Origin of the sequence: Streptomyces sp. AM 4-1-1, assembly GCF_029167625.1 — a bacterium.
GTDB lineage: Bacteria > Actinomycetota > Actinomycetes > Streptomycetales > Streptomycetaceae > Streptomyces.
In genome coordinates this window covers 5555966-5579540 of the sequence record NZ_CP119145.1, presented here as the reverse complement: position 1 = coordinate 5579540, position 23575 = coordinate 5555966, and the positions used below count along the sequence as shown (strand labels likewise).

Sequence of the window (23575 nt, the reverse complement as noted above, 5' to 3'; positions counted from 1 at the left end):
GACGGGGCGTACGGCCGTGTGCGGGCCGGGGCCGGTGGCCGGCCCGCACACGGCCGCCGAGGCGCGGCGGATCGTGCCCCGGGGGCCACCGGTGGCCCCCGGTCCGCGCACGGCTACGTGCCACCGGTGGCCCCCGGTCCGCGCACGGCTACGTGCGCCCGTACGGCTCCGGCGCGATGGCGTGACACGGCCATGGCAACGACGCCCAGCGGCTCGTATTCGATGACGGTCAGGCTGGAGGTACCCGCGAGCGGCACGGCGGTTTCCCAGCTCGGGGTCCGTCCCGACCATCCCTGTCCCGCCCCGCCCCGCCCTGCCCTGTCCCGTCCTGTCCCGTCCCCGACATGCTCTGCCGGTCGTCTGCGGCCCGAGGTCCCGGGGCGCCTCCCCGTTCATGAGAACGCGAGTCCCTGTCCTCGGAACCTCGTCCGCCGGTCGTGCTGCCGCCGGTACCGCCCGTAACGTTCGTGCCCGTGCCCGTACGTACTCGCCCGTACCCGCTCCTACGGTCCAGGGCCCTGTCCGCTCAGCCCTTGTCGAGGTATTCCTCGCGGTCCTTGTCGAGCAGGGCGTCCAGCGCGGTGCGCAGTTCCGGGAGGTGCGCCAGCTCCGGGTCGGCGGCGACGACCGCGACGGCCTCCTCGCGGGCCGCCGCGATGACCTCCTCGTCGTCGATGACGGTGAGCACCCGCAGGGACGAGCGGACGCCGGACTGGGCCTGGCCGAGCACATCGCCCTCGCGGCGCTGTTCGAGGTCGATCCGGGACAGCTCGAAGCCGTCCAGGGTGGCGGCGACGGCCGCGAGCCGGGCTCGGGCGGGGCTCGCCTCGTGCGCCTCGCTGACCAGCAGGCACAGGCCGGGGGCCGAACCGCGTCCGACGCGTCCGCGCAGCTGGTGGAGCTGGGAGACGCCGAACCGGTCCGCGTCCATGATCACCATCGCGGTGGCGTTGGGGACGTTGACCCCCACCTCGATGACGGTCGTGGCGACCAGGACGTCGACCTCGCCCGCGGTGAAGCGGCGCATGACGTCGTCCTTGTCCTCGGGGGACATCCTGCCGTGCAGCACCTCGACGCGCAGACCGGCGAGCGCGCCCTCGGCCAGCTGCTCGGCGACCTCCAGGACCGCGAGCGGCGGACGCTTCTCGGCGTCGTCCGCGGCCGGCTTCCCGCCGCCGCCCTTGGCGCCCCTGACACTCTTCGCGCCCTCGGCGGGGGCGGATTCGCCGCCGGATTCGGCCGCGTCACCGATGCGCGGGCAGACGACGTACGCCTGGTGTCCCTTCCCGACCTCCTCGCGGACGCGTTCCCAGGCCCGGCTGAGGAAGTGCGGTTTGTCCTTGGCGGGGACGACGTGGGTGGCGATCGGGGAGCGTCCGGCCGGGAGCTGGTCCAGTACGGAGGTCTCCAGGTCACCGAAGACGGTCATCGCGACCGTGCGCGGAATGGGCGTCGCGGTCATCACCAGCAGATGCGGCGGCCGGTCGCCCTTGGAGCGCAGGGCGTCGCGCTGCTCCACCCCGAAGCGGTGCTGCTCGTCGACGACCACCAGGCCCAGGTCGTGGAACCGCACCTTGTCCTCGATCAGCGCGTGCGTGCCGATCACGATCCCGGCCTCGCCGCTGACCAGGTCGAGCAGGGCCCGGCGGCGGGCCGGGACACCCATCGAACCGGTGAGCAGCACCACCCGCGTGCCCTGGTCCGAGCCGCCGAGCATGCCTCCCTCGGCCAGCTCGCCCATCATCTCCGTGATGGACCGGTGGTGCTGCTGGGCGAGCACTTCGGTGGGCGCGAGCAGGGCGGCCTGGCCGCCCGTGTCGACGACCGCGAGCATGGCGCGCAGCGCGACCATCGTCTTGCCCGAGCCGACCTCGCCCTGGAGGAGGCGGTGCATCGGGTGCTCGGTCGCCAGGTCGTCGAAGATCTCCCCGGAGACCTTCAGCTGGCCGTCGGTGAGGGTGAACGGCAGCTTCGCGTCGAAGGCGTCGAGCAGTCCGCCGGGGGCGGGTCTGCGGGCCACGGCCGGCAGTTGGGTCTCGGCGTGCCGTCGTCGGGCGAGGGCGACCTGGAGGACGAACGCCTCGTCCCACTTCAGCCGCTGCCTGGCGTCCTCGACGTCGGCCCTGGTCCGCGGCCGGTGGATCTTCAGCAGCGCCTCCGGCAGGGGGACGAAGCCCCGGCCCTCGCGCAGCGCGGGCGGCAGTGGGTCGGTCGCGTCCTGGGCGCTGGGCAGCACGGCGTCGACGGCCTTCGCGATCCGCCAGGAGTCGATCTGCTTGCAGGCCGGGTAGAGCGGCAGCAGGCGTCCGGCGAAGGCGTCCACCGCCTCCGTCGCCTCGTCGGTGTCCTCGGCCTCCAGCAGTTGGTACGTGGGGTGGGCCAGCTGCGTCTTGCGGTTGAAGACGGTGACCTTGCCCGCGAACATGGCCCGCCGGCCGGGCAGCAGGTCCTTGTGCGGTTTGTGGATGCCGTTGCCGAAGAAGACCAGCTGGAGGCGGCCGCTGCCGTCCGTGATGGTCACTTCGAGGCGCTTGCCCCTGCCGTTGTTGAACACCATGATCCGGGCGTCGGCGACCTGGGCGACGACGGTGACGTGCTCGTCGAGCGGGAGGTCGGCCAGCGCGGTGAGCCGGCCGCGCTCCTCGTACCGCCGCGGGTAGTGGTGCAGCAGATCACCGACCGTACGCAGGTCGAGGTGTTCGGCCATCACCTTCGCGGTGGCTCCGCCGAGCAGCTTCTTGAGGGGTTCATCGAGCGCGGACACGGGGTCCATTGCACACCACGCCACTGACAGATGTCCGGCGGGCGCCCCGTGGGCCGCGCGGAACCGCCGGCCGGAACGGGCCCCCGGGCCCCCTCGGGCCGTCCGTCCGGATCATGCCGGGTCCCGTGTCCCGGCGCCTCGCACCGCCGCGTCTCCGTCGGCCGGCCCGGCTCCGCCGCTCCTCCCCACCCGCCACCGCGGCATACCCGCCCCGATACCGGCCCGGCCGGGCACCACCAGGATCAACTCCCACCTTCTTCGCGATCACCTCCCACGCGATCGCCCGACCCGCGCCGTCGCCCGTCCCCCACCGGCGCGGCGACGATGACCTCCGAGACCTCAGCCACTTCCCCGTCCCCCGAGTCGCCGTCCTCTCCCCCGCCGCACACCTTCCAGGTGGATCTGCGGGGTCTGGTCGATCTGCTCTCCCATCACCTCTATTCCTCTCCCCGTGTCCATCTCCGCGAGCTGTCGCAGAACGCGGTCGACGCCATCACCGCCCGGCGTGCCGAACAGGCCGACGCCCCCGCCGTGGTGCGGCTCTCCGCCGAGGACGGCCGACTGCGGGTGGAGGACAGCGGGATCGGCCTGACCGAGTCCGACGTCCACAGCCTGCTCGCCACGATCGGCCGCAGCTCCAAACGGGACGGCGCGGCGGGTCTGGCCTCGGCGCGCGCCGATTTCCTCGGACAGTTCGGGATCGGGCTGCTGGCCTGCTTCGTCGTCGCGGTGGAGATCCGGGTGGTGAGCCGGTCGGCCCGGACCCCTCAGGCACCGCCCGTGGAGTGGCGCGCCCCCGACGACGGCTCGTACACCGTGCGCACGCTCGACGACGGCGCGCGCCCCGAACCGGGGACCACGGTCGAGCCGACCGCCCGTCCCGGGAGCCGTGACTGGGTCAGCGGGGAGCGGGTCCTCGGGCTCGCCCGTGAATTCGGTTCGCTGCTGCCGTACGACGTGCGGGTCGGCGAGGTCCGGGTCACCGACCCGCCGGCGCCGTGGGACCGCCCGTATCCGGGTCCCGCGGTCCGGCGGGGCGCGCTGGGGCGCCACTGCCACGAGCAGTTCGGCTTCTCGCCGCTCGACGCGATCGAGCTGGATCTTCCGGCGGCCGGGGTCCGCGGTGTGGCGTACGTCCTGCCGTCGGCCGTGAGTCCGGCGCGGCGCGCGGGGCACCGGGTGCATCTCAAGGGGATGCTGCTGACGGACCGGGCGGACGAACTGCTGCCGGGCTGGGCGTTCTTCGTGCGCTGTGTCATCGACACGGACAGCCTGCGGCCGACCGCTTCGCGGGAGGCGCCGTACGCGGACGAGACCTTGGCGGCGGTACGGGAGGCACTGGGCGGGCGGATCAGGCACTGGCTGACGGATCTGGCGGCGGGTGATCCCGGGCGGCTGGCGGAGTTCCTTTCGGTCCGCCAGCTGGGCGTGAAGTCGCCGGCGCGGCACGACAGTTCGATGCGGCGGGCGGTACGGGAGTGCGAGACGGCGCTGAAGGCCGCGCCGGACGAGCTGCCGAACTCGCCGACACCCGCCGGCAGACCGGCGAACTGCTCGTCAACGACTGCGAGCAACCGCTGGACGACACCGACGAGGGGCCCGCTCGCCCGGCCGCCGGATGGAGCGGGGTGGGCGCCCTGCCCTGCTCGACACCTGCTCGACGCCTACTCGACGCCGATCAGGAGGGGCGCGCTCTGGTGGCCGCCCCGGTAGACGGTCGTGTCGACCGCCAGATACCCCTCGCGCACATGGTCCTCCAGCAGCCCGGCGAGGCTGTCCGGGACGTCCTCGCCCAGGACCAGCGTGACGAGTTCGCCGCCCGCCGCCAGCATCCGGTCCAGCACCGCTCTGGCCGTGCCGGGCACGTCGTGGCCGATGACCGCGACGTCGCCGTCGATCAGGCCCAGGATGTCGCCCGCCTGGCAGATGCCCGCCATGGTCCAGGACTGCCGTTCGGCGACGGCCAGTTCGGCGTACCGGGTCGCGCCCGCGGCGGCGGTCATCGCGACCACGTCCTCGTCGAAGCTGCGGCCCGGTTCGTGGACGGCGAGCGCGGCGATGCCCTGGACAGCGGCGCGGGTGGGAATCAGGGCGACCCGGACCCCCTCGGTGCGGGCCTGCTCGGCGGCGACCGCCGCGGTGTGGCGCAGTTCCGCGTCGTTGGGCAGCAGGACCACCTCGCGTGCGTGGGCGCGGCGGATGGCGTCGACCAGTTCGCCGCTGGCCGGCGGCTCTCCGGGGCGGGCCAGCACCGTCGTCGCCCCCGCCTCCACGCAGAGTCCCGCGAGGCCGTCGCCGGGGACCACCACCACGACCCCCCGCTGGACCGGCTCGCGGTGCGGGCGGGCCCCGGAGACCGCGTTGGCGCCGAAGTGGGTGATCCGGATGCGGTACGGCCGCCCCGCCTCGATCCCCGCCTCGATGGCGGCCCCCGCGTCGTCGACGTGCACGTGGACGTTCCAGAGCCCGTCGCCGCCCACCACGACCAGGGAGTCACCGAGCCCGTCGAGCCGGGACCGCAGCCGCGTGACCGCGTCGTCGTCGGCCTCCAGCAGATAGATCACCTCGAAGGCGGGACCACTCTCCGGGCCGCCGTCCGCCGCGCCCGCGGGGCACGCCCCCGGCCCGCCGTCCCGTTCGTCGCGCGCACCAGCGTCCGGCCCGTCGTCCGGCTCAGGGCCCGAGCCGCCGGCCGCGGCCGGACACGTCACGCCGGACGCGTCGCCGGACACCGCGTCGAAGTCGGGCCCCTCGCCGAGCGCCGCGTCGGCGCCCGCCGCCGGGACGATCGCGGGCGTCCGTACCGGCGGTTCCCCCGCCACGGCCTCCACCAGCGCGCCCAGCACCGCCACCAGCCCCCGTCCGCCGGCGTCCACGACGCCCGCGCGCCCCAGTACGGCCAACTGCCCGGGGGTCGCGTCCAGCGCCGTGCACGCCCCCGCGTACGCGGCCCGCGCCACCGCGGAGGTCGCGCCCGCTGTCCGCCCGGCGGCCTCGGCGGCGGCGGACGCCACCGTCAGCACCGTGCCCTCGACGGGATGGGCGACAGCCTGCCGGGCCGCCCGCGCCGCCCGGTCGAACGCCGTCCGCAGATGGTCCGCGTCACCCCCGTCGGCCAGCACCCCCGCCATGCCCCGCAGCAACTGGGCCAGGATGGTGCCGGAATTGCCCCGGGCCCCGATCAGCGCCCCGTGCGCCATGGCGTGTACGGCGTCGGCGGCGGCCGGGACCGAGGGCCCGGTCTCATGGGCGGCGAAGACCGCCTCCACGGCCGCGGCGGCCGATTCGACGGTCAGATAGAGGTTCGTGCCGGTGTCCCCGTCCGCGACGGGATACACATTGATCGCGTCGATCTCCTGGCGCTCCCGGCCCAGCGCTTCCAGCGCCAGTGAACACCAGGTCCGGACCGTGACGGCGTCGATGGCCTCGGCGGACTGCGGCACCTGATGGTCCTCCTTGAAGCGGCCGTGGGGGGCTGGCTGCACCGCAGATTAGCGTCCGGACGGGGCGGACCGCGGGCACAGGGGCGGCGTGGGGAGCGGTGAAACCCGTGGTAGTTTCGTTCTACCGACGCAGCCGTTGTATGCTGCTTCGGTTGCCCGATGAGAGTCGGGCCATTCCTCCGGTACCGCCACTTCAGTCAAATGAATCCGGCGTACCGGAATTCACTGTAAGTGCACCTGAAGTCTTTGGAGTGACCCGTGGCTGCCAACTGCGACGTCTGCGGCAAGGGGCCGGGCTTCGGCAACAGTATTTCGCACTCGCACCGCCGTACGTCCCGTCGCTGGAATCCCAACATCCAGCGCGTGCGTACCGTGGTCGGTCGGACGCCGAAGCGGCTCAACGTCTGCACCTCGTGCATCAAGGCCGGCAAGGTCGCGCGCTGACGTACCCGTCGTAGCGCAGCCTTCCGGTTGCCCAAGAAGCCGGTCCACCTCGGTGGACCGGCTTTTTGCTGTGTTCAGCCGACTCGCTCACGGCGTCCGCTCCCCGGGCCGGCCGCCCGCTCCTGCGCGTCGCGCGCCCCGAACACCGGTCCCGAGGCCGCGTCCAGCCCCCCGGGCCGGCCCCCCGCGCACCGCCCCCCGGCCCGGCCGTCAGCCGGTACCCGTGCCGCCGCCCTCCCCGCGCGTCCGCCACCCGTGGTCCACGGGGCCTATCCCCGCGCCCAGCGGAAAGCCCGCCTCGATCGCCCCGGTGACGTACGCCTTCGCCCCGCGCACCGCCGTCGGGACGTCCTGGCCGTGCGCGAGACCGGTGGCGATCGCGGAGGCGAGGGTGCATCCCGTGCCGTGCGTGTGCCGGTTGTCGTGCCTCGGCGCGCGCAGCCAGTGCTCCTCGGCGCCGTCGGTGAGCAGGTCCACCGCCTCGCCCGGCAGGTGCCCGCCCTTGATCACCACCCAGCGCGGCCCGTGGGCGAGTATCCGGGCGGCGGCCCGCCGCATGCCGGCCTCGTCGGTGACCGTGAGGCCGGTGAGCTGGGCCACCTCGTCGAGGTTGGGGGTGGCGACCGTGGCCGTCGGCAGCAGCAGCGTGCGTACGGAATCCAGCGCCTCCGCCGCCAGCAGCGGATCACCGTGCTTGGAGACCCCCACCGGGTCCACGACGACCGGCGCGTCCGTCGAGGCGAGGAGGCCGGCGACGGTCTCCACGAGCGCCGCCGACGCCAGCATGCCGGTCTTCACCGCCTGGACGCCGATGTCGTCGACGACACTGCGGTACTGGGCGCGCACCGCCTCCACGGGCAGTTCCCACGCACCCTGCACCCCCAGCGAGTTCTGCGCGGTGACGGCCGTCAGCACGCTCATGCCGTGCGCCCCGAGGGCGAGCATCGTCTTCAGGTCGGCCTGGATGCCCGCACCGCCGCCGGAGTCGGAACCGGCGACGGTGAGCACCCGGGGCGGTACCCGTCGCGGGGCCCGGGGAGTTGTCCGTACGCTTCGCATACCGCGAATCTACTGGGCGTCCTCGATGTCCCCGAAGTGGTCCCAGCCGCCCCGGCTCGTCCAGGGCGCCCCGTCCACCGTCACGTACGGCAGCGCCGACGGCTTGAGGACCTCGCCGATCACCCTCCAGCGGGCGGGCAGTTTCACGTCCGCCGGGAACGTCGCGACGATCGCGTGGTCCTCTCCCCCGGTGAGCACCCACTGCAAAGGGTCCACGCCGACGGCCTGGCCGATGTCCGACATCTGCGAGGGGATGTCGATGAGCCCCGAGCGCACATCGATCCGGACCTCGCTGGCGGCGGCGATGTTCCCGAGGTCGGCCACGAGTCCGTCGCTGACGTCCGTCATGGCGGTGGCGCCGAGCCCGGCCGCCGCGGGTCCCGCGTGGTACGGCGGTTCGGGGCGCCGGTGGGCCTCGACGAACGCGCGGGGCGAGCGGAAACCCCGGGAGAGGACGGCGTATCCGGCGGCGGACCAGCCGAGCCATCCGGTGACGGCGACGACATCGCCGGGCCGGGCGCCGGAGCGGGTGACGGGTTCGTGGTTGCGCAGATCGCCGAGCGCGGTGATCGCGACGGTGATGGTGTCGCCGCGTACGACGTCGCCGCCGACCACCGCCGCCCCCGCGACCTGGCACTCGTCGCGAATACCGTCCATCAGTTCGCCCGCCCAGGTCACCGGGAGTTCGGGGGGTACGGCCAGACCGAGCAGCAGCGCGGTGGGCACGGCGCCCATCGCCGCGATGTCGGCGAGGTTCTGCGCGGCGGCCTTGCGCCCGACGTCGTACGCCGTCGACCAGTCGCGGCGGAAGTGCCGTCCCTCCAGCAGGAGATCAGTGCTGGCCACGACTCTGCGGTCGGGAGCGGCCACGACCGCGGCGTCGTCGCCGGGGCCGAGCCGTACCGCCGGAGTGGTGGTGAGCCGGGAAGTGAGCTCTCTGATGAGCCCGAACTCCCCCAACTCGCCCACGGTTCCCTTCACCGAGTCTCACCTCTCATGTATCGCGCCGGACAGGCGTCCGGGCTGCTTCGGCGGCCATGGTTCCGGAACCGGGCCCAAGGGCGCCGCCGGGAGCAGTCTGCCCCGGGAGTTCCGGCATGTCTGTCCCCCGTCCGCACCCGTGCGCCCGCGGTCGCGGGCCGTCGTCGCTGTCGGTACCGTCAAGTGCTACGTCAACTTCTGTCTTCCGTACGCCACGCTGTGGACGCCGTACGACCCCCAGGTCTCCCCGCGGCCCTCGGCGACGCGATAACGTGGCGTCCCCTTTCCCCCCCACATGATCCTCGTGGTCGTCCTGGAGGTTCCGTGGTACAGGCGTACATCCTTATTCAGACCGAGGTGGGCAAGGCGACGGCCGTCGCCCGGTCCATCTCCGACCTTCCGGGAGTGATCCAGGCGGACGACGTCACCGGCCCCTACGACGTGATCGTCCGGGCGCAGTCCGACACCGTCGACGAACTCGGCCGCATGGTGGTCGCGAAGATCCAGCAGGTGGACGGGATCACCCGAACCCTGACCTGTCCGGTCGTGCACCTGTAGCCCCCGTCTACGCTGGGCCGGTGACGTCCTACCGGCTTCGGCTCCGCAGTCCCCTGTTCCTCGGCCCATCCACCGCCGTCGTGCTCCTGGCCGCGGTGGGCTGCTCCGTCACGGACGCCGAGGCGTCGATCACGGTCCCCACCCCGTCGTCCAAGGTCGCGGCCCACTGCCGCGCGCTGCACAAGGAGCTGCCGGGGACCGTCGCGGAGCTGGACCGGAACGACCCCCGGCCCGCGTCCGAACTCACCGCGGGCTGGGGGCGGGGGGACGGGGCGATCGTACTGCGCTGCGGCGTCCCCCGGCCCGCCAGGATGGACGACCCGGACGCCCGAGCCGTCGAGGTGAACGGCGTCAACTGGCTGCTGGAGCAGTCGGGCGACGCCGGACCGCGGTTCACGACCACGTACCGCAAGGCGTACGTCGAGGTGACCCTTCCGAAGGAGTACGCCCATGACGCCGGTCCGCTGACGGCGTTCGCCGCGCCCGTCCTGGCGACGGTCCCCGACAGCGTCTAGTGCCGTTACCGGCCATGTTTGCCCCGAAGGAGCGTCGTCCGGCGCTTGCGGCCGCAAGGCGGCCGGACGTTCTGAGGGGCCCTGGTCCTCAAGACCTTGGGGGAGGAGCTACCAGGGCTTTTGGCCAACGCGGCGAGGATGGGGCCTCCCCCGGTCGAGCGGAGCCGAGAGCTCGGGGAAGTGCTGGGCGACGCGACAGGGCAAAGCCTGCCGGTAACGGCACCAGTGCCGTTACCGGCTGCCGTTCGCGACAGGACGAAGCCCGCCGCGAACGGCATGCGCCGACGGGTACGCGCCTCAGCGCAGCCCGGTCGACCGGTGCAGGGCCGCCTCGATCAGCCGCCCCACCAGTTCCTGGTAGCTCACACCGCTCTCCTGCCACATCTTCGGGTACATGGAGATCGGGGTGAAGCCGGGCATGGTGTTGATCTCGTTGATGACGAAGCCGTCGTTCTCGGTGAGGAAGAAGTCGGCGCGCACCAGCCCCTCGCAGGACGCGGCCTCGAAGGCGGCGATGGCCAGCCGCTGGACCTCGGCCGTCTCCTCCTCGGTGAGCGGCGCCGGGACGAGTCCGGGCGCCGAGTCGATGTACTTCGCCTCGAAGTCGTAGTACGCGTGCGAGGTGACCGGGGGGATCTCGGCGGGCACGCTGGCGCGTGGTCCGTCCTCGAACTCCAGCACCCCGCACTCGATCTCACGGCCCCGCAGCAGCGATTCGACCAGGAACTTGGGGTCGTGGCGGCGGGCCTCCTCGATCGCCTCGTCGAGTCCGGCGAGGTCGTCGACCTTGGTGATGCCGATGGAGGAGCCGGCGCGGGCGGGCTTCACGAACAGCGGCCAGCCGTGTTCACCGGCGAAGTCCACGATCCGCGCCCGGACGGCGGCGGGGTCCGTCTCCCAGGCACGCGGGCGGAACACCAGGTAGGGGCCGACGGGCAGCCCGAACGAGGTGAACACCCGCTTCATGTACTCCTTGTCCTGGCCGATCGCCGAGGCGAGGACACCGGCGCCCACGTACGGCACGCCGGAGAGCTCCAGCAGGCCCTGGAGCGTGCCGTCCTCGCCGTAGGGGCCGTGCAGGACGGGGAAGACGACATCGACCTCGCCGAGCGCCTTGGGGACGGACCCGGGTTCACTGTGGACGACCTCGCGGTCGCCGGGATCGACGGAGAGCACCACGCAGCCCTCGGTGCCCTCGGCCAGCTGGTCCACGTCGGGCGTCCGCCGGTCGCTGATCGCCATGCGTTCGGGCTCGTCGGCGGCGAGTACCCAACGGCCGTCCACGGTGATGCCGATCGGCAGGACGTCGTACCTGGTCCGGTCGATGGCGCCGAGGACGGCGCCGGCGGTCACGACGGAGATCCCGTGTTCGGAACTGCGACCGCCGAACACGACGGCCACCCGCGGCTTGCGGCCCTGCTGCTCAGGGCTCTGGGGGAGGTTCTTGCTGCTCATATCGCGATGAGCGTACCTGCTGGTACCCGCCGAGTCAGCGTCGCTCCGGCCTGTCGCGGGTCAGCGTCGCTCGGCCTTGGCGCTGCGCGACATCAGCTCCGCGAGCGCGACCATCGGCGGTTTGCCCTCGTGGACGATCCCGACGACCGTCTCGGTGATCGGCATGTCGACGCCGTGCCGGTGCGCCAGATCCAGCACCGACTGGCAGGACTTGACGCCCTCGGCGGTCTGCCTGGTGACGGCGATGGTCTCCTGGAGCGTCATGCCGCGGCCGAGGTTGGTGCCGAAGGTGTGGTTGCGCGACAGCGGGGACGAACAGGTCGCCACCAGGTCGCCGAGGCCGGCGAGTCCGGAGAAGGTCAGCGGATCGGCCCCCATGGCCAGACCCAGCCGGGTGGTCTCGGCGAGGCCGCGGGTGATGAGCGAGCCCTTGGCGTTGTCGCCGAGGCCCATGCCGTCGGCGATGCCGACGGCGAGACCGATGACGTTCTTGACCGCGCCGCCCAGCTCGCAGCCGACCACGTCGGTGTTGGTGTACGGGCGGAAGTACGGGGTGTGGCAGGCGGCCTGGAGACGCCGGGCGACGGATTCGTCCCGGCAGGCGACGACGGCGGCGGCGGGCCGGCGCTCGGCGATCTCCTTGGCGAGGTTGGGGCCCGTGATGACCGCGATCCGGTCCGCGGAGACCTTGGTGACGCTCCCGATGACCTCGCTCATCCGCTCGGCGGTGCCGAGTTCGACGCCCTTCATCAGCGAGACGAGGACGGTGTCGGACTCCAGGTGCGGCGCCCAGTCGGCGAGGTTGGCGCGCAGTGTCTGCGAGGGCACGACCAGGAAGGCGAATTCGGCGCCGCGCAGGGCCTCGACGGGGTCCGTGGTGGCCCGGACGGTCGCGGGGAGTTCGATTCCCGGCAGGTAGTCGGGGTTGGTACGGGTGGTGTTGATCGCCTCCGCGACCTCGGCGCGGCGCCCCCAGAGGGTGACGTCACAGCCGGCGTCGGCGAGGATCATGCCGAAGGCCGTACCCCACGAGCCGGTTCCGAAGACAGCGGCTTTCACGGGGTGGGTCACTGGGGTCCCTTTCCTTCGGCTGCCCTGCGGCTCTGTGCCGCGCGGGCCTTGCGGTGATCGTAGGGCTCGGCCGGGGCCTTCTCGCCGCGTACCTCCTCCAGCTGCGCGGTGACCGCGGCCATGATGGTGTCGGTCACCGCGCGCAGCACCTCGGCCGTCGGTTCCCGGTCGTGGAACCGCGAGAGGTCGACGGGCGGTCCGGCCTGTACGCGCAGGGTCTTGCGGGGGAACAGCCGGAGCTTCTTCTCCTCGGCGTACGGCGGCATCGCGTCGTTGGCGCCCCACTGGGCTACGGGGACGACCGGGGCCTTGGTCAGCAGCGCGACGCGGGCGATGCCGGTCTTGCCCGCCATCGGCCATATACCGGGATCGCGGGTCAGCGTGCCCTCGGGGTAGAAGGCGACGCACTCGCCACGCTCGATGGCGGCGACGGCGGCGCGGAAGGCGTCCTTCGCGTTGGTGGTCTCGCGGTAGACCGGGATCTGTCCGGTGCCGCGCAGCATCATCCCGATGAAGGGTGTCCTGAAGAGACCGGCCTTCGCGAGGAACCGGGGCACCCGGCCGCTGTTGTACTGGAAATGCCCGTAGGAGAGCGGGTCCAGATACGAGTTGTGGTTGACCGCGGTGATGAATCCGCCCTCGGCCGGAATGTGCGCCATTCCCCGCCAGTCCCGCTTGAACAGAACCACCAGTGGCGGTTTCGCGATGACCGCGGCCAGGCGGTACCAGAAGCCGATTCTGCGGCGGGACACTCGGACACCTTCCTCCGGGACGACTGGGACGACATCGCCGGGACCGGTCCGCTGCCCGGCCACCGACGGTCAAGTCTCTCCCCAGCCCCCGGCTCTGTCGAGAACACCGTACGCCCCGCATTCCCGGCCGGTCCTCCGGGTTGTCGCGTCCGGCGGGTGAGAATGTGACGCGACGCGTACGAAGCGTACGAAGGGAAGATCGCCACGAACACCGACACGCACACCGACCCGAGCGGCCACTGGTCCCTGGTGGTTCCGCTGAAGCCCCTCGCGCGGGCCAAGAGCCGCCTGGGGCGGGCCGTGGGCGACGCGCTGCGGCCGGGGCTCGCGCTGGCGTTCGCGCAGGACACCGTGGGCGCGGCGCTGTCCTGCCCGGCCGTACGGGATGTGGTGGTCGTCACGGACGACGCGGCGGCCGGTGCCGCGCTCTCGGCGCTGGGGGCGCGGATCGTGGCGGACGGACCGGCCGGAGGACTCAACGCCGCGCTCACGCACGGTGGGCGGGCGGCGCGGGCCGCCTGGCCGGGCGCGCCGGTTGCCGCGCTCAACGCGGATCTGCCCGCGCTGCGTCCCGGGGAATTGGCACGGGTCCTCGATTTTTCCGTGCGATTTCCCCGAACATTTGTCACCGATGCCGCGGGAATCGGTACGACATTTCTGTCCGCCGCCGCGGGCGTGGAATTGTGCCCGGCTTTCGGCGGGCCTTCCAGGGCCCGGCATCTGTCGTCCGGAGCCGTGGAGAACACGCTTCCCGGTCTCGATTCGGTACGCCAGGACGTGGACACCGGCGACGATCTGCGGGCCGCGCTGGTCCTGGGCGTGGGCCCGCACACGGCGGACCGCTGGGCCGCGAGGACGCGTGCCGTGGACCGATAGGATTCCGGCCATGCAGGCGACCGCGTACACGTACGACTCCGACACCCGCACCGGCAGTGTGCTGCTCGACGACGGCACCCCGGTGGACTTCGACGCCCCGGCCTTCGACGCGGGCGGTCTGCGGCTGTTGCGGCCGGGACAGCGGGTACGGATCGAGGTCACCGGCGACGGGGCGGCCCGCCGGATCACCCTGGTGACGCTCCAGACCTTCTGAACCTCCTGAACTTCCCGGTCCTTCCGGTCTTCCCGCTCCTTCCGGCTCTCCTGGTCCTTCCCGGCTCTCCGGGCGGTGTGACACCGCCGGCCCGGCCCCGGACAGCCCGCGGGCCGGGCTCCCCGAGGGGAACCCGGCCCGGCGCGTATGAGTAACCCCGCGGCGCTCACTTCTTCCGTGCAGTGGCCTTCTTGGCCGTGGTCGTGCGCGCCGTGGTCTTCTTCGCGGGCGCCTTCTTCGCCGTCGCCTTCGTGGCGGGCGCGGTCTTCGCCGCGACCGTCTTCTTCGCCGCCGTCTTCGCCGGAGCGGTCTTCTTCGCGGCGGCTGTGGTCTTCTTGGCCGGCGCGCCGGTCTTCTTGGCCGCCGTCTTCCTGGCCGTGGTCGCCGTGGTCTTCTTCGCGGGCGTGGCGGCCTTCTTCGCCGCCGCCGCCGCCGTGGTCTTGCGCGCGGTGGCCTTCTTCGCGGTCGCCTTCTTCGCCGCCGCCTTGGCCGTCGTACGGGTGGAAGACCCGCCCGACAGGCTGCCCTTGGGCGCCTTCTTCACCGCCACGTCGTTCTTGGGGAGCTTCTTCGAGCCGCTCACCAGGTCCTTGAACCCCTGTCCCGCGCGGAAGCGGGGCACCGAGGTCTTCTTGACCCGTACCCGCTCACCCGTCTGCGGGTTGCGGGCGTACCGGGCCGGACGGTCGACCTTCTCGAACGAGCCGAAGCCGGTGACCGAAACCCGGTCCCCCGCGACAACTGCACGGACGATGGCGTCGAGTACCGCGTCGACAGCGTCCGCTGCCTGCTGGCGGCCGCCGACCTTGTCGGCAATCGCTTCTACGAGCTGCGCCTTGTTCACGTCTTCCCCTTCGGAGACATTGCCAGAACGAAAGTGTTCAAGCTTTTTCGCACGTTAGGCAGATATATACCGCAAATCAAACACGAAACGGGCTAATCACCCTAGTGCCGCAACGAAGTCGACCGATGCGGAGTTCCGCCCAGTCAGTCACCCTCGGGGAATCGGCCCTCATCGAGGTCCTTCATCAACCGGTCCAGGCGCCTTGCCGCGCCAGAGAGATCGTGTTTGGCCGCCGCCGTGATGATCAGCAGCTTCCGGGACAGCGCCATCCTTACGCCCTCCGGGACTTGCAGTGCGCGCACTCTTGTGTGCGCTTCCTTCAATTGGTCGGCGACTGCCCCGTAGAGCTTGAGTTGGCTGTCGCGTTCCATGCACCGATTGTGCCATCTGGGGCGAGTTGTCGCCCGACGGGGTCTCAACAAGCGACTGCGCCCCCTACCAGATGGCAGAGGGCGCAGTCCTGTAAACGCTCTACTCAGGCGTTAATTGTACGTGGCTTGTGGCTGGGCCTCGCCGCCTCGTAGGCCGCGATGTCCGGCTCGTTCTGCAGCGTGAGGCTGATGTCGTCGAGCCCGTTCAGCAGCCGCCAGCGGGCGTTCTCGTCGAGTTCGAAGTCGGCGGTGATGCCCTCGGCACGGACCTGGCGGCCCTCCAGGTCCACGGTGATCTCGGCGGTGGGATCGGCCTCGGTCAGGGCCCAGAGCGCGTCGACGACCTGCTGGTCGAGCACCACCGTGAGCAGGCCGTTCTTCAGCGAGTTGCCCCGGAAGATGTCGGCGAACCGGGAGGAGACGACCGCCTTGAAGCCGAAGTTCTGGAGGGCCCACACGGCGTGCTCACGGGACGAACCGGTGCCGAAGTCGGGGCCCGCCACCAGGACCGTCGCGCCCTGGTGGGCGGGGCGGTTGAGGACGAAGTCGGCGTCCTTGCGCCAGGCCTCGAAGAGCCCGTCCTCGAAGCCGTCGCGGGTGACCTTCTTCAGCCAGTGCGCGGGGATGATCTGGTCGGTGTCGACGTTGCTGCGGCGCAGCGGGACGGCCCGGCCGGTGTGCGTGGTGAATGCTTCCATGGTTCTCAGACTCCCGCGGGGGTACGGACGTCGGACAGGTCGGCGGGCGCGGCCAGATGGCCCAGCACCGCGGTGGCCGCGGCGACCTGCGGCGAGACCAGGTGGGTCCGGCCGCCCTTGCCCTGCCGGCCCTCGAAGTTGCGGTTCGAGGTGGAGGCGGAGCGCTCGCCGGGGGCGAGCTGGTCGGGGTTCATGCCGAGACACATCGAGCAGCCCGCGTGGCGCCATTCGGCCCCGGCGGCGGTGAAGACCTTGTCCAGGCCCTCCTCGACGGCCTGGAGCGCGACCCGCACCGAACCGGGGACGACCAGCATCCGTACACCGTCGGCGACTTTGCGGCCGTCCAGGATGGCCGCGGCGTTGCGCAGGTCCTCGATGCGGCCGTTGGTGCAGGAGCCCACGAAGACGGTGTCGACCCGGATGTCGCGCAGCGGCTGCCCGGCGGTCAACCCCATGTACTCCAGGGCCTTTTCGGCGGCGAAGCGCTCCGAGGCGTCCTCGTACGAGGACGGGTCGGGGACGTTCGCGGAGAGCGGGGCTCCCTGGCCGGGGTTGGTGCCCCAGGTGACGAACGGGGCCAGCTCCTCGGCCTTGATGAAGACCTCGGCGTCGAAGACGGCGTCGTCGTCGGTGCGCAGCGTCTCCCAGTAGGCGACCGCCGCGTCCCAGTCGGCGCCCTCGGGGGCGTGGTCGCGGCCCTTGAGGTAGTCGAACGTGGTGCGGTCGGGGGCGATCATGCCCGCGCGCGCACCGGCCTCGATCGACATGTTGCAGATGGTCATCCGGGCTTCCATCGACAGCTTCTCGATGGCCGAGCCGCGGTACTCCAGGATGTATCCCTGGCCGCCGCCGGTACCGATCTTCGTGATGACGGCGAGGATCAGGTCCTTCGCGGTGACGTCCGCGGGCAGTTCGCCGTCGACCGTGATGGCCATGGTCTTCGGGCGGGCCATCGGCAGCGTCTGGGTGGCCAGGACGTGCTCGACCTGGCTGGTGCCGATGCCGAACGCCAGCGCGCCGAAGGCGCCGTGCGTGGAGGTGTGGGAGTCGCCGCAGACCACGGTGGTGCCGGGCTGGGTCAGTCCCAGCTGCGGGCCCACCACGTGTACGACACCCTGCTCGACATCGCCCAGCGGGTGCAGCCGGACGCCGAAGTCCGCGCAGTTCTTGCGCAGGGTCTCCAACTGGACGCGGGAGACCGGGTCGGCGATCGGCTTGTCGATGTCGAGGGTCGGGGTGTTGTGGTCCTCGGTCGCGATGGTGAGATCGAGGCGCCGCACCGGCCTGCCCGCCTGACGCAGACCGTCGAAGGCCTGCGGGCTGGTCACCTCGTGCAGCAGGTGCAGATCGATGAAGAGAAGGTCGGGCTCGCCCTCCGCGCGCCGGACGACGTGGTCGTCCCAGACCTTTTCCGCGAGTGTCCTACCCATCGCTTTCCCTCCGGCCGGCTTCTTCGCCGGCCCAACTAGAGATTCGGTGCGCCGCCGTACGGCCCCGTACGGGCCGGTGGCTGCGGGCCGTTGTGCGGCCGCCCGTACAGGTTGGCAACTTCCCGGGAAAATTGAACTTGCGTTTCACAGAGTGAGACGCGAGTATCGTTGCATGGACAACTCTAGCGGCGTCGGCGTTCTCGACAAGGCGGCTCTGGTATTGAGCGCTCTGGAGTCCGGTCCGGCCACCCTCGCCGGGCTGGTCGCGGCGACCGGGCTCGCACGACCCACGGCCCATCGGCTGGCCGTGGCACTGGAACACCACCGGATGGTGGCGAGGGACATGCAGGGCCGGTTCATTCTCGGCCCCAGGCTGTCGGAGCTCGCGGCGGCGGCCGGCGAGGACCGGCTGCTGGCGACGGCGGGCCCCGTGCTCACGCATCTGCGCGACATCACCGGCGAGAGCGCCCAGCTCTATCGCCGCCAGGGTGACATGCGGATCTGTGTGGCCGCCGCCGAACGTCTCTCCGGTCTCCGGGACACCGTGCCGGTCGGCTCGACCCTCACCATGAAGGCCGGTTCCTCGGCCCAGATCCTGATGGCCTGGGAGGAGCCGGAGCGGCTGCACCGGGGCCTCCAGGGCGCCCGGTTCACGGCGACGGCGCTCTCGGGCGTACGCCGCAGGGGCTGGGCCCAGTCGATCGGCGAGCGGGAACCGGGCGTCGCCTCGGTGTCCGCTCCGGTGCGGGGCCCCTCGAACCGGGTGGTGGCGGCGGTCTCCGTCTCGGGGCCGATCGAGCGGCTGACCCGTCACCCGGGCCGGATGCACGCCCAGGCGATCATCGACTCGGCCGCGCGGCTGAGCGAGGCACTGCGCCGCACCGGCTGACCCGTACGCGCTTCCCCTGACACGTACGCGCTCCTCCCTCCGTCATCCCGGAGGGCCGCCCCAATGTCGTGGCGGCCCCCTCCCACCAGCCCGCGACGGCGCCCGGCCCCGGCCGACGAAAGCACCCCGGATGTGCGAACTCCCCGCGCACAGAAGCGAAAAAGCCCCTCACCGAAGTGAAGGGCCTCTTACGTGTGGTACCCCCGACCGGATTCGAACCGGCGCTACTGCCGTGAGAGGGCAGCGTGCTAGGCCGCTACACAACGGGGGCGTGTACTACATCTTGCGCTGGGCTACCAGGACTCGAACCTAGAATAACGGTACCAGAAACCGTTGTGTTGCCAATTACACCATAGCCCATGGTCGTACAAGTACCCCCGACCGGATTCGAACCGGCGCTACTGCCGTGAGAGGGCAGCGTGCTAGGCCGCTACACAACGGGGGCCCTAGCGATCCTGCATCATGATCAAAGGGTGCGACCCAGGTGATCACGCGGAAAGGATCTGTACCCCCGACCGGATTCGAACCGGCGCTACTGCCGTGAGAGGGCAGCGTGCTAGGCCGCTACACAACGGGGGCGTGTACTACATCTTGCGCTGGGCTACCAGGACTCGAACCTAGACTAAGGGAACCAGAAACCCTCGTGCTGCCAATTACACCATAGCCCACCAAAACTCAAACCCTGGAGGGTTCTCGTCCGGCTTGCGCTTCCCGGCCGGATCTTTCGGCCCGCCCGGGCGGCGCAGGAAGAACATTACCCGAAGGTGTCCGGCGCTCCAAAACGGGTATGACCCGCCAGCAGGCCGGGGAGCTGGTCCAGGCCCGTGATACGGGCCAGTTCGGGCCGTCCGCCGAGCCGTCCGCGGTCCAGCCAGATCCCGGTGAGTCCGGCGGCCACGGCGCCGCCCGCGTCGATGTCCGGCTCGTTCCCCACGTACACGACCTCGTGCGGATCGAGCGCCAGCGCCTCGCAGGCCGCGTGGAAGGCACCGGCCTCAGGCTTGGACAGGCCCAGTTCGGCCGCGCACAGCACCGTCTCGAACCGGTCCCGCACCCCGAGCACACTGAGCTTGCGCTCCTGGTGGTGGAGCGACGAATTCGACAGAACCGCGTGCCGGAAACCGTCCGCCAGCGCGTCGAGCACCGGGACGGCGTCCGGGAAGAGCGCCCAGGCCGACTCGAAGTGCCCGACATGGCGCGCGAACCAGTCGTCGGCCTCGTCGTCGGTGAGCGGCCGCCCGAGGAAGTCCCGCGCCCGGTCCCGGCGCTGCCCGAGCCAGTCCGTCTCCCTCGCGGCGAACCGCTCCCACTGCCGTCTGGTGATCATCTCCCAGGCCGCGGCGGCCTCCTGGACCGAACCGTAACCATCGGGCAGTCCCTCGGCCTCGATGTGCCGGCTCAGCCCGGTGGCGGCGGCCGAGGTGTAGTCGAAGAGCGTGTCGTCGACGTCCCAGAGGACGGCACGGATAACCATGCCCACGAATCTACCCTTCGTGGGCATAGCCCTCCCAGGGTGTCCGACGCTGTCCGACGCCCCCTGTCCCACACGCCGTCGCCGTCATGGGCACGGGGCGTCGTCGCCGCTGCTGGTCCCCTCCATGGCGACGGCGGCGACGGAGGGGACCGGTCATCCGGCGGGTGTCAGCGCAAGCGCGTGGGTCCGGAGCTGCTGGAAGACGGTGATCAGGCCGTCGATGGCCTCCTCCTCGAACAGGTCCCCCGGCCCTCCGGAGGCACGGTCGGTGAAGGGCCCCTCGTAGAGGTCACCGATCTCCACGTTCCCCCTCTTCGCCACCACCTGAATGATGAGATCGACGAAATCCAGCTGCGCGGCACTCAGCCGCCTCGCGGCGATGAACTCCGCGAACGCCCCCCGGGCCGCGTCCCGGTCGATCCCGCAGACCGAGCGCACGAACACTCCCAGGCCACCGGCGGCCGCCCGGACCTCGTCGAGATCGTCCGGGGACGCCACCGCCTCGGCCAGGAAGTCCTCCTCCAGGGCGGCGAGGTCCTCCTGAGTGATCTGCTCGTTGTGCCGCAGCTTGCGAACGGCCGGCTGGTCCTCGTGCCGCAGGAGGTGGACACGGGCCTTCTGCCGGAAGCGCTGCTCGTCGGTGCCGACCGGGACGCCCCGGATCTCCGCCTCGGTCATCTCGCCCAGCTCGTCCTCGAAGTCCGTGAAGACGACCTTCCGCTTGGCCTTGTCGTCCGTGAGCCTCACCAGGACGCGCAGTGCGCGGCGCATCTGTTCCAGCATCGGCAGGGTGGCGTCCTGCCACCAGTCGTCGCCGGAGACGGCCTCCAGCAGGGCCGCCTGAGCGGCGACCGCCGGGATGTTCGTCTTGCCGAGCAGGTCGCCCGCGATCTCCTGGACCCCGCCCCGCAGCTTCGCGTACTCCCTGCCGCCTTCGAGCGCGGCGAGCTGAAGGCCGTACGCCATCAGGTCGAAGCGCTTGGCCTCCTCGCCGTTCTCCTTCTCGTCGGGGTGGAACTCGCTCGGCAGCGCAAGCAGATGTCCGCGGATCGCCGCGTCCGCGTCATCGTCGATCCGGTGCCAGTTGGCGAAGTCGGCGTAGAGACCGGCCTCCCGGCGATGCGGGCGGACCAGGAAGTTGTCCCGGTTCATGCCGGCCACCGTCCGGTGGAGGCGGTGCGCCGTGGACCAGCGCACTTCCGCCTCGGTGCCGGCCGCGTCCGCTCCCCCGTCGCGGGCCGGGTCCGGCTGCTCGCGCCGGTCGAGCGCGCGTACGAGGTCGAGTTGGCGCCGGAGCAGCCTCTCGCTCAGGGAGACGGCCCGGCGGCCTTCGACGGGCGCGAGGCCGCTGTTGAAGAAGTCGATGTTCCCGCAGAAGTCGAAGACCCGGAAGTTCCGCTTGGCGTGCGCGGGGTTGGTGTCGTCCGGCCCGTAGAGCCGCGGGCGAAGACGGGTGCCGCGGCCGATCATCTGCCAGAACTTGGTCTTGGAGAACACCGGCTTGGCGAAGACGAGGTTGACCACTTCGGGTACGTCGACGCCGGTGTCGAGCATGTCGACGGAGATGGCTATGTCCGGCCGGTCCGCCGGGTCGGAGAACTTCTCGATCAGGGACTGGGCGTAGGTCTCCTTGTACGTGATGACCCGGGCCGTGTGCCCCGCGCCCCGCGGGTAGTTCGCGTTGAACCGCTCCTCGATGAAGCGGGCGTGGTCGTTGTTCTTGGCGAAGACGATCGTCTTGCCGATCCGGTCACCGCCCTCGACCCGATCGCCGTGTGTCATCAGGACTTGCAGCATCTTGTCCACGGTGTCCGCGTTGAACAGGAACTTGTTCATCTCGTGGCGGCTGACCGCGTCGGGGACGTCACCGTCCTCGGACCACTCCTTGGCGTCCCACTCGGCCTTCTCCTCCTCGGAGAGGTCGTCGTAGCGGATGCCGCGTTCCATGAACCGCAACGGCACCTTGACCGGCTTCGCCGGCACCAGGTAACCGTCCTCCACCGCCTCGTCCAGCCCGTACGAGTCGGTGGGCACACCGTCCTCCAGCTGGAAGAGCCGGTAGGTGTTGCGGTCGATCTCGTCCTTGGGCGTGGCGGTGAGACCGAGGAGCAGCGAGTCGAAGTACCGGAAGATCTCGGCGTACTTGTCGTAGACCGACCGGTGCGCCTCGTCGATGACGATCAGGTCGAAGTAGCCGGGGCCGAAGCGGCGGCGTCCGGTCGCGTCGGTGGCGTCGATCTGCCGCATCATCGTCTGGTACGTGGAGACGAAGACGTGCGCGGAGGCTTCCTTGTCGTCGAGGAGGCTGGCCACCGGAGTGTTCGGAAGGTGCTCCTTGAACGCCTTGACCGTCTGGTTGACGAGTGCCTGGCGGTCGGCGAGGAAGAGTACGCGCTGGGCCCAGCCGGCCTTCTTGAGCTGGTCGACGAGCGCCACGGTGGTGCGGGTCTTGCCGGTGCCGGTCGCCATGACGAGCAGGGCCTGGCGCTGCTTGTCCCGCTCGAAGGCGTCGCCGACCCGGCGGACGGCCCGGAGCTGGTAGGGGCGTCCGGCGATCTTCTCGTTGACCGGGGTCGTGGAGAGGGACTTGCGGCCGGCGCGCTGCATGATGCGCCAGCGCAGCTGGTCCTGGGTGAGGAAGCCCTGGACCGTGCGCGGGGGGTGGCCCAGGCCGTCGTCCCAGAGGTACGTCTCGTAACCGTTGGTGTAGAAGATCACCGGACGGTGGCCGTCGAACCGCGCGGCGAGCGCGTCGGCGTAGAGCCTCGCCTGCTGCTGGCCCTCACGGGCGTCCCGCCGGGTCCGTTTGGCCTCGACGACGGCGAGGGGCCTGCCGTCGTCGCCCCACAGCACGTAGTCGACGTATCCCTTGCCCGTCTTGGTGGGCATGCCCGTGACCGGGTACTCGGTGTCGGTTCCGGGTCGCAGGCCGTCCCAGCCGGCTTCCTTGAGCAGGAGATCGACGAAGGCGTCGCGGGTGGCCGCCTCGTCGTAGTCGTGGGTGTCGCGGACGGCCTGGTTGACGGTCTTGGCGGCGGCGATCCGGGCGCGCAGTTCGGCGATCTGCCGGGCCTGGTCCTCGTTGCGCTCGCGTTCGGCGGCCAGTTCCTCGGCCTGCTGCTTGTAGCGGCGTCTGTCGGCTTCCTCCTCCGCCTTGAGCTCGGCCTGTTTCCTGAGGCGTGCCTCGGGCGAGAGCGGGCGCGGGATGACGCCTGTGTCGAAGTCCATGCCCGCGGCGGGAAGGTCCTGGACCTGCCGGGCGTAGGTACGGGCGAACCAGTAGAGCGAGTGGAACAGCTCGCGGACGCTGACCACCGCCATCTGCGGGGTGGCGGGCGCGGGCTTGTGCACGGCGTGGTTGCCCTGGCGCCGGATGATGTCCATCTTGGCGTTCACGGCCGGGCCGACGAGCGTCCGGAAGGTCGGCTCGTGCAGCATGGCCGCGAGGTCCGTCTTGTGCGGGGCCCTGAGGGACGGGTCCTTGTCGTACATCCAGTGGGCGGCCTGCTCCAGGACGCGGCGCGCGTAGAAACAGGCGGCGCGGGGATCGGCGTACACAAGCCGCTCGGCGTGTGCGGCCTCGGCGTGGAGAGCGGGCCACTCGGCCCTCAGGAAGGCGAAGTTGCCCGGCGGCCGGCCGACGGCCGACGCCGTCCTCCCGCCTCGCCGCTCCTCGGCCCCCTGGTTGTTCCGGTCATCCGGCACGCCCTGCTTGTCGCTGCCCATGGCGGTACGGC

19 protein-coding genes, 5 tRNA genes and 1 pseudogene are annotated in these 23575 nt (G+C 71.3%); 7 read left to right on the top strand and 18 right to left on the bottom strand.

Annotation, left to right across the window (positions count from 1 at the left end):
- Positions 1-526 precede the first annotated feature (526 nt).
- Positions 527-2773, bottom strand: coding sequence for an ATP-dependent DNA helicase RecG (gene recG, locus PZB75_RS23740; protein ID WP_275537316.1), 2247 nt, complete (start codon positions 2771-2773; stop codon positions 527-529).
- 315 nt (positions 2774-3088) lie between these two features.
- On the opposite strand from recG, the pseudogene PZB75_RS23735 reads away from it, so the two are divergent.
- A pseudogene (locus tag PZB75_RS23735) lies at positions 3089-4216 on the top strand (HSP90 family protein); the annotation flags it as partial.
- Between the two features lie 212 nt (positions 4217-4428).
- On the opposite strand, the gene PZB75_RS23730 reads toward PZB75_RS23735, so the two are convergent.
- On the bottom strand, positions 4429-6207 hold the full coding sequence (locus PZB75_RS23730; RefSeq protein ID WP_275538839.1) for a DAK2 domain-containing protein: 1779 nt from the start codon (positions 6205-6207) through the stop codon (positions 4429-4431).
- A 258-nt stretch (positions 6208-6465) separates the two neighbouring features.
- On the opposite strand from PZB75_RS23730, the gene rpmB reads away from it, so the two are divergent.
- Positions 6466-6651, top strand: a complete 186-nt coding sequence (gene rpmB, locus PZB75_RS23725; RefSeq protein ID WP_275537315.1) for a 50S ribosomal protein L28 — start codon at positions 6466-6468, stop codon at positions 6649-6651.
- A gap of 210 nt (positions 6652-6861) precedes the next feature.
- On the opposite strand, the gene thiD is transcribed toward rpmB, so the two are convergent.
- On the bottom strand, positions 6862-7710 hold the full coding sequence (thiD, locus tag PZB75_RS23720) for a bifunctional hydroxymethylpyrimidine kinase/phosphomethylpyrimidine kinase (RefSeq protein ID WP_275537314.1): 849 nt from the start codon (positions 7708-7710) through the stop codon (positions 6862-6864).
- 9 nt (positions 7711-7719) lie between these two features.
- Positions 7720-8691: a thiamine-phosphate kinase gene (locus PZB75_RS23715; protein WP_275537313.1), complete on the bottom strand. Its 972-nt coding sequence runs from the start codon at positions 8689-8691 to the stop codon at positions 7720-7722.
- A gap of 324 nt (positions 8692-9015) precedes the next feature.
- On the opposite strand from PZB75_RS23715, the gene PZB75_RS23710 reads away from it, so the two are divergent.
- Both PZB75_RS23710 and PZB75_RS23705 read left to right on the top strand, forming a co-directional pair.
- Positions 9016-9249 carry an Lrp/AsnC ligand binding domain-containing protein gene (locus PZB75_RS23710; RefSeq protein WP_275537312.1) on the top strand — a complete coding sequence of 78 codons (234 nt, stop codon included), beginning with the start codon at positions 9016-9018 and terminating at the stop codon, positions 9247-9249.
- Positions 9250-9269: 20 nt separating this feature from the next.
- Positions 9270-9764 (top strand): DUF3515 domain-containing protein, encoded by a 495-nt coding sequence (locus PZB75_RS23705; protein WP_275537311.1) that lies wholly within the window; start codon positions 9270-9272, stop codon positions 9762-9764.
- Positions 9765-10061: 297 nt separating this feature from the next.
- Here the strand turns inward: PZB75_RS23705 and PZB75_RS23700 are convergent, their stop codons facing one another.
- Genes PZB75_RS23700 through PZB75_RS23690 form a run of 3 tightly spaced genes read right to left on the bottom strand, consistent with a single transcriptional unit; the run spans position 10062 to position 13042 of the window.
- Positions 10062-11219, bottom strand: coding sequence for a D-alanine--D-alanine ligase family protein (locus tag PZB75_RS23700; RefSeq protein ID WP_275537310.1), 1158 nt, complete (start codon positions 11217-11219; stop codon positions 10062-10064).
- Positions 11220-11279: 60 nt separating this feature from the next.
- Complete coding sequence (locus PZB75_RS23695; RefSeq protein ID WP_275537309.1) at positions 11280-12290, bottom strand: NAD(P)H-dependent glycerol-3-phosphate dehydrogenase; 1011 nt, start codon at positions 12288-12290, stop codon at positions 11280-11282.
- Complete coding sequence (locus PZB75_RS23690; RefSeq protein ID WP_275537308.1) at positions 12287-13042, bottom strand: lysophospholipid acyltransferase family protein; 756 nt, start codon at positions 13040-13042, stop codon at positions 12287-12289. The genes PZB75_RS23695 and PZB75_RS23690 overlap by 4 nt, the downstream gene beginning before the upstream one ends.
- Before the next feature lie 249 nt (positions 13043-13291).
- Here PZB75_RS23690 and cofC point away from each other — a divergent pair, with 249 nt between their 5' ends.
- Positions 13292-13918, top strand: a complete 627-nt coding sequence (cofC, locus tag PZB75_RS23685) for a 2-phospho-L-lactate guanylyltransferase (RefSeq protein WP_275537307.1) — start codon at positions 13292-13294, stop codon at positions 13916-13918.
- A gap of 10 nt (positions 13919-13928) precedes the next feature.
- Positions 13929-14132, top strand: coding sequence for a hypothetical protein (locus PZB75_RS23680; RefSeq protein WP_275537306.1), 204 nt, complete (start codon positions 13929-13931; stop codon positions 14130-14132).
- A 166-nt stretch (positions 14133-14298) separates the two neighbouring features.
- Here the strand turns inward: PZB75_RS23680 and PZB75_RS23675 are convergent, their stop codons facing one another.
- The 4 genes from PZB75_RS23675 to leuC all read right to left on the bottom strand — a co-directional run bounded on the left by PZB75_RS23675 (position 14299) and on the right by leuC (position 17475).
- Positions 14299-14976, bottom strand: coding sequence for an HU family DNA-binding protein (locus PZB75_RS23675; RefSeq protein ID WP_275537305.1), 678 nt, complete (start codon positions 14974-14976; stop codon positions 14299-14301).
- A gap of 143 nt (positions 14977-15119) precedes the next feature.
- Positions 15120-15347, bottom strand: coding sequence for a hypothetical protein (locus tag PZB75_RS23670; protein ID WP_275537304.1), 228 nt, complete (start codon positions 15345-15347; stop codon positions 15120-15122).
- A gap of 104 nt (positions 15348-15451) precedes the next feature.
- Positions 15452-16045: a 3-isopropylmalate dehydratase small subunit gene (gene leuD, locus PZB75_RS23665; RefSeq protein WP_275537303.1), complete on the bottom strand. Its 594-nt coding sequence runs from the start codon at positions 16043-16045 to the stop codon at positions 15452-15454.
- A gap of 5 nt (positions 16046-16050) precedes the next feature.
- On the bottom strand, positions 16051-17475 hold the full coding sequence (gene leuC, locus PZB75_RS23660) for a 3-isopropylmalate dehydratase large subunit (RefSeq protein WP_275537302.1): 1425 nt from the start codon (positions 17473-17475) through the stop codon (positions 16051-16053).
- A gap of 172 nt (positions 17476-17647) precedes the next feature.
- On the opposite strand from leuC, the gene ndgR reads away from it, so the two are divergent.
- The gene (gene ndgR, locus PZB75_RS23655; protein WP_024490257.1) at positions 17648-18364 is read left to right on the top strand and encodes an IclR family transcriptional regulator NdgR; all 717 of its coding nucleotides are present in this window, start codon (positions 17648-17650) and stop codon (positions 18362-18364) included.
- 195 nt (positions 18365-18559) lie between these two features.
- Here the strand turns inward: ndgR and PZB75_RS23650 are convergent.
- The 7 genes from PZB75_RS23650 to PZB75_RS23620 form a co-directional block, all read right to left on the bottom strand.
- A tRNA-Glu gene (locus tag PZB75_RS23650) sits at positions 18560-18635 on the bottom strand.
- A 17-nt stretch (positions 18636-18652) separates the two neighbouring features.
- Positions 18653-18724, bottom strand: a tRNA-Gln gene (locus PZB75_RS23645).
- Between the two features lie 12 nt (positions 18725-18736).
- Positions 18737-18809, bottom strand: a tRNA-Glu gene (locus tag PZB75_RS23640).
- Positions 18810-18870: 61 nt separating this feature from the next.
- Positions 18871-18943, bottom strand: a tRNA-Glu gene (locus PZB75_RS23635).
- A gap of 17 nt (positions 18944-18960) precedes the next feature.
- A tRNA-Gln gene (locus PZB75_RS23630) sits at positions 18961-19032 on the bottom strand.
- Positions 19033-19118: 86 nt separating this feature from the next.
- Positions 19119-19838 carry an HAD family hydrolase gene (locus tag PZB75_RS23625; protein ID WP_275537301.1) on the bottom strand — a complete coding sequence of 240 codons (720 nt, stop codon included), beginning with the start codon at positions 19836-19838 and terminating at the stop codon, positions 19119-19121.
- A 153-nt stretch (positions 19839-19991) separates the two neighbouring features.
- Entirely contained in the window at positions 19992-23564 is a 3573-nt protein-coding gene (locus PZB75_RS23620) for a DEAD/DEAH box helicase family protein (RefSeq protein WP_275537300.1), read from the bottom strand.
- Positions 23565-23575: the final 11 nt, after the last annotated feature.